This is a genomic window from Bacillus sp. EB V-12, assembly GCF_056158125.1.
Window position 1 is genome coordinate 1 of record NZ_JBUXJL010000030.1, and the last position, 9208, is coordinate 9208.

Consider the following 9208-nt stretch of genomic DNA (forward strand, 5'->3'; position numbering starts at 1 on the left):
CTTTTTTTATTTGTATAGAAAGTCATTTTTTAGTTGAGAGTGGATAGCGTATGTATATTTATCATTTTAGCCAAGAAGACTCCTTCCTCAAGGAGCGTGAAGGGTCACAGCCCAGTGAGTAGGTGGGAGATGAATTGGCTTCGAACAAGGGATGGCAGGAAGCCATCTTAATTGTTCGACATACAGAAAGTGTTACTTCACTATCTATCGAATGTACGTTCGGTGTATAATGGTTATATACCGAAATGGAGGTGAATGAAATGATGATCAATAAAGCCTATAAGTTTCGTATCTATCCAAATCAAGCACAAGCAATTCTAATCAACAAAACGATTGGTTGTTCCCGCTTTGTATTCAATCATTTCCTATCCTTATGGGATCACGCATACAAAGAGACAGGAAAAGGCTTGACCTATGGTACATGCTCTGCCAAACTACCTGCCATGAAGAAAGAGTTTGTTTGGCTAAAAGAAGTGGATAGTATTGCGATTCAGTCGTCTGTTCGCAACCTTGCCGATGCTTATACTCGATTTTTTAAAAAACAAAACAGCGCACCGCGCTTTAAATCTAAGAAGAATAACGTACAATCTTACACCACAAAACAAACAAATGAAAACATTGCCGTTGTAGGGAACAAAATAAAGTTGCCGAAACTAGGCCTTGTTCGATTTGCCAACAGCCGCGAAGTAAAGGGACGTATTGTAAATGCGACTGTTAGACGAAACCCTTCTGGCAGATATTTTGTGTCACTATTAGTTGAAACAGAAGTACAAGAACTTCCGAAAACACATTCTTACATTGGAATAGATGTTGGACTAAAAGATTTCGCTATTTTGTCAGATGGTAAACCCTATAAAAATCCGAAGTTTTTCCGATTATTAGAAGATAAGTTGGTGAAAGCACAGCGTGTTCTTTCTAGAAGAATGAAAGGATCTTCTCGCTGGAATAAACAACGAGTAAAGGTAGCTAGAATTCATGAATACATTTCAAATGCTAGGAAAGATTACTTGCACAAAATCTCAACTGAAATCATCAAAAACCACGATGTTATCGGTATAGAGGATTTGCAAGTATCGAATATGTTAAAGAATCATAAGTTAGCAAAAGTAATTAGTGAGGTATCATGGTCACAATTTCGAACCATGTTGGAATATAAAGCAAAATGGTATGGCAAACAAGTCATTGTCGTATCGAAAACATTTCCTTCCAGCCAATTATGTTCTTGTTGTGGATATCAAAATAAAGACGTTAAAAATCTAAACCTACGTGAATGGGACTGTCCTTCTTGTCGTACACACCATGATAGGGATATTAACGCAAGTATCAATATAAAGAATGAAGCGATAAGGCTTCTAACCGCAAGGACTGCGGGGTTAGCCTAATCAATTAGAGTTCGATAGAACTCTTTACTTAGGAATCCCTCACTTCTAAACGAATTGAAAGAGGGGGTAGTTCAAGTGTAGATTACTTCTTACAATCATTTAGAAAAGTAAAAAGGATTATAAAAGTCCTAATGGAGAATTTTGTGACAATTATTATCACTATTGTAGTATTAGCATTAATTTTTGAATTTATAAATGGATTTCATGATACAGCAAATTTTGATATTTTAACGAGTAAGATAGTTGTTCAACTCCTAAATGATTATGGTTTCTAAAAGAGAGAATATTGAGGAGAACAGTTAGAGTAATAACTATTTGTTATATTTGATAAGCTTACAAAGTATAATGAGTTTTTTAGATGATTATATTTTTTTTACCTTTTGAAAAGATCAGGTAGAGAAATGAGATGAGGGGTATTTGAAAACTAGGAATTGTATATGGAGATCATGTGAAAATAATGACTATGTAAAAAGGTGCTTATTTCTTGATATTAAGCACCTTTTTACATACTTCTCTATTTAAATGCAAATTTTAAAATTTATCTAGAATCAAAGAGGTGCTTGAATCGCCATTTTATAACCAATTTTTCGAACCGTTTGAATATATTCAGGTTTTTTAGGATCTAATTCAATTTTTTCTCTTAAGTGTGCAATGTGAACATCTAAAGAGCGCGTGTCAGCGCGATGTTCACATCCCCATACTGTATTAACTAAAATCTCTCTATTATAGACACGTCCAGGGTTTTGAGCTAGAAAATGGAGCAAATCAAACTCTTTTGGAGTAAGAATTACTATTTTATTTCTAACGTATACTTCCCGGCTATCTACATCAATGATAAGCTCACCATATTGATATAGTTCTTTTTGTTGAGAAATAACAGTAGAACGAGCAGTCCGATGTAATATGGAACGTACTTCAAGGGGAAAGTCTACTACTGAAAAAGTACGAATATCTACAATTTGATTAACAAATGCAAGGCACCCAATCTTGTTTAGGCCTTGTTCTTTATTAATTAATATAACAGTAGGAATTAAAATTCCTTGTATTTGCAACTGGTGATACACATCAATCCCATTCATACTTGGGAGTGTTGCATCTAAAATAATAAGATGTGGCTGTATTTCCTTTATTTGTTCTAATACGTCTAAACCGTTATTAAATGCTATGACTTTATAATTAGCCTGCATTAATATTATTTTAATTAGCTTTGTGTCAAATTCATTATTGCTCACGAGTAGAATACGTTCAGACATGAAAAGCCCCCCAACCATTTCATCCAAGGTAATATTATATTATTTTTATCAGCCAAAACGACCCGATATATATTCTTCTGTTTTTTTATGTTTTGGATTTGTAAATATTGTATCTGTTTTATTGAACTCAATTGAATTACCATCTAAAAAGAACGCAGTTTTATCAGAGATTCTTGCTGCTTGTTGCATATTATGAGTCACAATTATAATGCAATATTTCTTTTTTAATTCGTGAATTAATTCTTCAACTTTTAATGTTGAAATAGGGTCTAAAGCAGATGTTGGTTCATCCATTAAAATAATACGAGGCTCAATTGCTAAAGTACGAGCTATGCATAACCTTTGTTGTTGTCCTCCCGAAAGTCCCATTGCATTTGTATGAAAACGATCTTTTACCTCATCCCAAAGTGCTACCTTCCGTAGACTTTGTTCAACTCGTTCTTCTAATTCTTTTTTTGATATTCCACCATTTAATCGTAAACCAGAAGCTACGTTATCAAAGATAGATAATTTTGCAAATGGATTTGGTTTTTGAAATACCATTCCAACATGGCGACGTAGTTCTACAGGATCCATTTCATTAATGTTTTGTTCTTCTAATGTGATTTCACCCGTAATATGAGCACCCTTTACAGTTTCATGCATACGATTAATGCATCGTATAAAGGTAGACTTACCACAGCCAGATGGACCTATAATGGCTGTTACCTCATTAAGTGGGATTTCCATATTAATATTTTTTAATACTTCTTTTTCTTTAAAGTATGCATGTAAATTCTGAACATCTAATTGCTTTGTCATCGCATATCCACCTCAAAGTTGCATATATTTAATATTTTGTTCTGGTTAAAAAACGAGCAATGATAGTAATAATCAATACAATTCCTAGTAGTGTAAGTGCACCAGCCCATGCTTGTTGATGCCAATCTTCATAAGGAGAGATAGCATATACATAAATTTGCAGAGGTAATGCAGCAGTTGGCTTATCAATACTAAAATTCCAAAAGTTGCTTCCGAAAGCCGTAAATAATAGGGGAGCTGATTCACCCATAACACGTGCGACAGCTAACATGACTCCAGTGGTAATTCCTCGTGCAGCAGCTGGTAATATAACCTTAAAAAGGGTTTGTGTAGGAGTTGCTCCTAAAGCTAAAGAAGAATCACGAAGCGTGCTAGGTACAAGTCGAATCATTTGTTCTGTTGTTCGTGTCACAGTGGGAATCATAATAATTGCTAATGCAATTGCTCCAGCAATCGCAGAGAAATTACCCATTGCTAGAACGACCATGCCGTATACGAGTAAACCTACAACAATAGAAGGGACACCTGATAATACATCTGTCATAAAACGAATGACGGATCCTAGTTTGTTATTACCGTATTCAGCTAAATATACTCCAACGGCTAAACCGATTGGAATACTTATTAAGCTACTGATTAGAACCAATTCTAAAGTCCCTAAAATCGCATTTGCCATGCCACCACCTGGAACACCAACAGGTGTAGGAAGATGTGTAAAGAATTCGAAGCTAAGTCCGGGAAGTCCCTGACGAAGTACATACCAAAAGATACTAAATAAAGGGATGATAGCTAATAAAGTTGCTAGAGCTAAAACTAGACTATAAAAGCTATTTTTCCAATTTCTAAACTTAACACGATTTATCATGATGTGTAGCTCCCTTGCTATTTATTAACACGACGAATTAAAATTCGTGAAACAAGATAGAATATGAACGTCACTGCGAATAGAACAAGACCAATTTCCATTAATGCTGAAATGTGAATGTCATTTGTAGCTTCTGTAAATTCATTAGCAATTACGCTTGCCATTGAATAAGATGGCGCAAATAAAGAAGTTGAAATTTCTGGACGGTTTCCGATAACCATTGTTACTGCCATTGTTTCACCAAGAGCACGACCTAGACCCAGCATGATACCTCCAATAATTCCAGACCAAGCATAAGGAAGAATGGCTAATCGAATCATTTCCCACTTTGTTGCTCCAATACCAATTGCTGCTTCTTTTTGTTCGTTAGGTACCGTCATAATCACATCACGAGCAATAGAAGTAATCGTTGGTAAAATCATAATAGAGAGAATTAATCCTGCAGCTAGCATACCTACTCCAAATATCGAACCTTGAAATATTGGTAAAAATCCAAAGTACTTTTGCAACCAAGGTTCAATACTTGTTCGAAGTAAAGGAGCTAGCACGAAAATTCCCCATAAGCCATAGACAACAGATGGAATAGCAGCTAAAAGTTCAATTAAGAAAAATAAAGGTTTAGCAAGCCAACTTGGAGCGAATTGCGTTAAAAATAGAGCAGCTAAAATGCCAATTACTCCACCGATGGTAATAGCAATAACAGAGGTTACGATTGTTCCATAAATAAAAGGTAGAGCACCGTACACATGAGAAACTGGATTCCAATCATGTGTGTATAGGAACTTTAAACCGAATTCTTTAATGGATTGCTCTGACTCTGTAAATAATAAAAGCAAGAATAGAATAAATAATGTAATAATGATAAAACTAGAACCTATTAAAAAACCTTTCATCCACTTATCTTGTGAACGAATACGATTCATACGTGAAGAATTTTTTAGGATAGTCTCTTTTATGTTCATGTTGAATGTCCCTCCATACAGCTTGATATAGTAGCACGGAAAATAATATCCGTGCTACTATATCAAGAATTTACTGAACTATTTAATAGAATTTAATGTTTCTATAGCTTTTTTCTGTACATTTTCAGGAAGTGGTGCATAATCAAGAGGTTTAGCATCTTTTTGCCCTTCAGTGACCACCCATTTAAACATATCTACTATTGATTTCCCTTTTGCAGCATCCTTTGGATTTTTATATAGAAGAGCCCATGTATATCCTGCAATTGGATAACTGTCTTTACCAGGGGCATTTACAATAGAGAATTGTTTAGAATTTACATCAGGTAATTGCGCAGCAGCAGCAGTTGCTCCTTCTAATGTAGCATCTACATAGTGACCATCTTTGTTTTTAATTAATCCATAGTTCATTTTTGTTTGCTTAGCGTAAGCTAATTCAACATATCCAAAGGTATATGGAGTTTTTAAAATTTGTCCTGCAACACCTTCGTTCCCTTTTGCTCCTACACCAGTAGGCCATTTTACATCTTTCCCTTTCCCAACTTTATCTGCCCATTCTTTACTTACAGAATTGAGGTAATCAGTAAAGATATAAGTAGTTCCACTACCATCAGAACGGTGAACAACAGTAATAGGTTGCTCTGGTAATTTCACTTTTGGATTCTCTTTTTGAATTTGAGGATCATTCCACTTTTTAATTTTTCCTAAGAAAATATCCACAATGACTTCAGGGGTAAACTTCAGTTTCTCTTTTACTTCTGGAATGTTATAAGCCATTGCCTCTACACCTAAAGTAGCGGGAACTTGTACAACTTCTCCACCTTTGTTTGAAGCTTTTTCTAATTCAGTATCGTTCATTGGTACATCGGAAGCTCCAAAGTCTATAGTTTGCTCTGTAAATTGTTTAATACCACCACCAGAACCAATTGATTGATAGTTCACTTGAAGATTATTTTTTTGTCCATAAGTATTAAATGCTTTCGAAAAGAACGGGTATACAAATGTAGACCCAGCTCCTGTTAAGGGAACGGACTGTGTATTCTTAGGGTTTTTGCCTTCTTGATTAGGTTTATTGTCTTGTATACTACCACCTCCACAAGCTGCTAATATACTAGAACTTAAAACAGTAATCGCTGCAAGACTAAATGCTTTTTTTCGAATGTTTGTTAACAAGGTAAATCCTCCTTAGTGAATTAATATAAGTATATAGTTATATTAACATTCGCTTATTAGTTGTAGTGTAAAAATAATGTAAATTTTAACTTTACATTATTTTTACATTCCACATTCGAGAGAAAATAGAAATAATTATATAATCAATGATTGATTATATAATTATTCGCTTATATAATGAAAATAATTACTGTATATAAGGAAGGGAGATGGAGATATTGATGGATTTGTTCATTGTAGTAGTCTATCTTTTAAATATTTTAATGTGTTCTTATATAACGTTAGACTATAAAAAAAGTGAGATTATGAGGGGCAAGTTTTTAATATGGTTAGTTTTGGTATTTTTAACTGGTCCAATCGCTTTTGTTGTATATGTATTTTCAGAAAAAAGAGCATCGTATAAATCTTGAATGATAAACTCTTTATTTTTCAGTTTCATTAATAGAAATGTAAATAATATGTTTAGGGGTATTTATTTCAGTTATTTATATAAGTATATAATTATAAACTTATTAATTGTTAAATGAAATGTAAGCAAAGAATATTGGTTGCATTTTTGCTAAACATGGAATTATAAACTTATGTAGTTTCGATAAAAAGGAGGTGCAATAATGCAACAAACAGTAGTAGAAATAAAAAAAGTATCACAAATTTTGAAATTAATTTGAGACAAAACTAGACTAACTATTATGGCTATTTTACAGAAGCGGGAATGCTGTGTATGCGAGCTTCTTGAAGTATTTGACATGAGCCAACCTTCTATTAGCCGGCATTTACGAAAGATCAAAGATGTAGGCCTAGTAAAAGAAGAGAGAAGGGGACAATGGATTTATTATTCATTAAATCCAAGCAGTGAGTTTTACAAACTTATTGAAGAAATTTTAAGACATGTACCAGATCACAGTGAAACAATTAAGAAGATTAAGGAAAACAGTCCAACATTACATTGTGATTGTTAGATTAACATCAAGAAAGGAAAGTGAAAAATAATGAGCAACACGGGAAAAAAACGTCTATCTTTCCTAGATCGATATCTAACTCTATGGATTTTTCTTGCGATGGCAGTAGGGATCGGAGTTGGCTATCTATCCTCTGGATTTGTTGAGGGCCTTAATAACTTACAAGTAGGAACGCCCTCTATTCCACTTGCGATTGGATTAATTTTAATGATGTACCGCCACTCGCTAAAGTACGCTACGAAGAAATGGGACGCGTTTTTAAAGATGTAAAAGTATTGGTATTATCACTGGTACAAAACTGGATTATTGGTCCTGTTCTGATGTTTGCTTTGGCTGTTATATTCTTACCGGATAAGCCGGAATATATGGTGGGCTTAATCATGATAGGTATAGCTCGTTGTATTGCGATGGTTATCGTTTGGAATGACTTAGCCAAAGGTGATACGGAGTATGCGGCTGGGTTCACTGGGGATTTGATGATCCAGCGGGTCAAGAATGGTCTGTATTCCAAAGAGTTCGTGATGAAATTGGCGCACGCATTAAAAAGTATGCTGAAACAGGAGAATAATTGAAAACAAAATAGGCCGAGAATTCTTTCTCGGCTTTTTTATAAAGAAGGGGAGAAATTAGAGATGAAAAAGATTGAAATTTTTGATCCTGAAATGTGTTGTTCTACTGGAGTTTGCGGTCCAAGTGTTGATCCAGAATTAATTCGTAGTTCAGTTGCTGTTAACAATTTAAAAATTTTTCTTCGCTTATTTGGTAAAGAAGGGGAAAAGTCAGAGATGAAAAAGATTGAAATTTTCGATCCTGAAATGTGTTGTTCTACTGGAGTTTGCGGTCCAAGTGTTGATCCAGAATTAATTCGTAGTTCAGTTGCTGTTAACAATTTAAAAATTTTTCTTCGCTTATTTGGTAAAGAAGGGGAGAAGTCAGAGATGAAAAAGATTGAAATTTTCGATCCTGAAATGTGTTGTTCTACTGGAGTTTGCGGTCCAAGTGTTAATCCAGAGTTAATTCGTAGTTCAGTTGCTGTTAACAACTTGAAGAATAAAGGAATTGATGTGGATCGTTATAATTTGGCAAGTGAACCAGATGCATTTGCCAATAATGTTGTTATTAGTCAACTATTAACAGATAAAGGACCAGACGTGTTGCCTGTAACTTTGGTAGATGGAAAACTAGTAAAAGAAAAAAGTCACCTCACAAATGAAGAACTTACACAATTAACAGATGTAACAGAAGAAGAGTTGAGTTAAAAGCCAGTCGTACGTTTAAAGTTAAACGTGAAAAAATAGAGAAAGAAGTGAAAGACGATGACAAACTTATATAACCCAAACACAATAACATTCACACCATTTTTATTCTTTACTGGTAAAGGCGGAGTAGGAAAAATATCTACTGCATGTGCAACAGCTACTATATTAGCTGATATGGGGAAACAAGTTTTATTAATAAGTACTGACCCAGCTTCTAATTTACAAGATGTGTTTGAAATACCACTGTTTCGAATTCTTTTCTATATATTTTAGTTGGTAATTTAAGACGTGATAAATAATAGCCTTCCTTATCTTGGATAGACCTAAAGTCTTGTAAACGAAAATACCCTAAGTCACGAATATATAGTTCATTCTTTTGTGTCATGCCTATTCGAGTGCCTCATATGCCTGATCACTTCGTTTTCCTGGCTCAATTTTCACATCAGAAAACTCTCCACTCAACAAGTCATACTCTAGTTGAATTTTCACACCAGCTTTATGACTACATCCTCCGGCATCAGGATACATAGCTGCGAATCGATCTGGAACTTGAAAGG

7 protein-coding genes and 6 pseudogenes are annotated in these 9208 nt (G+C 34.4%); 7 read left to right on the plus strand and 6 right to left on the minus strand.

Going from position 1 to position 9208, the window contains the following annotated elements:
* Nucleotides 1–260 precede the first annotated feature (260 nt).
* Nucleotides 261–1382: an IS200/IS605 family element RNA-guided endonuclease TnpB gene (tnpB, locus tag ACZDYH_RS29985; protein WP_474887983.1), complete on the plus strand. Its 1122-nt coding sequence runs from the start codon at nucleotides 261–263 to the stop codon at nucleotides 1380–1382.
* A 548-nt stretch (nucleotides 1383–1930) separates the two neighbouring features.
* Here tnpB and ACZDYH_RS29990 read toward each other — a convergent pair.
* The 5 genes from ACZDYH_RS29990 to pstS form a co-directional block, all read right to left on the minus strand.
* Nucleotides 1931–2635: a response regulator transcription factor gene (locus tag ACZDYH_RS29990; RefSeq protein ID WP_474887985.1), complete on the minus strand. Its 705-nt coding sequence runs from the start codon at nucleotides 2633–2635 to the stop codon at nucleotides 1931–1933.
* Nucleotides 2636–2683: 48 nt separating this feature from the next.
* A complete protein-coding gene (gene pstB, locus ACZDYH_RS29995; protein WP_474887987.1) occupies nucleotides 2684–3436 on the minus strand; it encodes a phosphate ABC transporter ATP-binding protein PstB in 753 nt (250 codons plus the stop codon).
* A gap of 28 nt (nucleotides 3437–3464) precedes the next feature.
* Nucleotides 3465–4301 carry a phosphate ABC transporter permease PstA gene (gene pstA / locus ACZDYH_RS30000; RefSeq protein ID WP_474887988.1) on the minus strand — a complete coding sequence of 279 codons (837 nt, stop codon included), beginning with the start codon at nucleotides 4299–4301 and terminating at the stop codon, nucleotides 3465–3467.
* Nucleotides 4302–4318: 17 nt separating this feature from the next.
* Nucleotides 4319–5263 carry a phosphate ABC transporter permease subunit PstC gene (gene pstC, locus ACZDYH_RS30005; RefSeq protein ID WP_474887990.1) on the minus strand — a complete coding sequence of 315 codons (945 nt, stop codon included), beginning with the start codon at nucleotides 5261–5263 and terminating at the stop codon, nucleotides 4319–4321.
* 78 nt (nucleotides 5264–5341) lie between these two features.
* Nucleotides 5342–6433, minus strand: coding sequence for a phosphate ABC transporter substrate-binding protein PstS (gene pstS / locus ACZDYH_RS30010; protein ID WP_474887992.1), 1092 nt, complete (start codon nucleotides 6431–6433; stop codon nucleotides 5342–5344).
* A 611-nt stretch (nucleotides 6434–7044) separates the two neighbouring features.
* Between pstS and ACZDYH_RS30015 the strand changes: the two are divergent.
* The 6 genes and pseudogenes from ACZDYH_RS30015 to ACZDYH_RS30040 all read left to right on the plus strand — a co-directional run.
* Nucleotides 7045–7392: pseudogene (locus ACZDYH_RS30015) on the plus strand (ArsR/SmtB family transcription factor).
* Between the two features lie 30 nt (nucleotides 7393–7422).
* Nucleotides 7423–7913: pseudogene (locus ACZDYH_RS30020) on the plus strand (arsenic resistance protein); the annotation flags it as partial.
* Between the two features lie 111 nt (nucleotides 7914–8024).
* Nucleotides 8025–8135, plus strand: a pseudogene (locus ACZDYH_RS30025) (arsenic metallochaperone ArsD family protein); the annotation flags it as partial.
* A 54-nt stretch (nucleotides 8136–8189) separates the two neighbouring features.
* Nucleotides 8190–8276: pseudogene (locus ACZDYH_RS30030) on the plus strand (arsenic metallochaperone ArsD family protein); the annotation flags it as partial.
* A 54-nt stretch (nucleotides 8277–8330) separates the two neighbouring features.
* Nucleotides 8331–8651 (plus strand): arsenite efflux transporter metallochaperone ArsD, encoded by a 321-nt coding sequence (gene arsD, locus ACZDYH_RS30035; protein ID WP_474887994.1) that lies wholly within the window; start codon nucleotides 8331–8333, stop codon nucleotides 8649–8651.
* 57 nt (nucleotides 8652–8708) lie between these two features.
* Nucleotides 8709–8897, plus strand: a pseudogene (locus tag ACZDYH_RS30040) (ArsA-related P-loop ATPase); the annotation flags it as partial.
* On the opposite strand, the pseudogene ACZDYH_RS30045 reads toward ACZDYH_RS30040, so the two are convergent.
* A pseudogene (locus tag ACZDYH_RS30045) lies at nucleotides 8881–9208 on the minus strand (transposase); the annotation flags it as partial. The pseudogenes ACZDYH_RS30040 and ACZDYH_RS30045 sit on opposite strands and share 17 nt — an antisense overlap.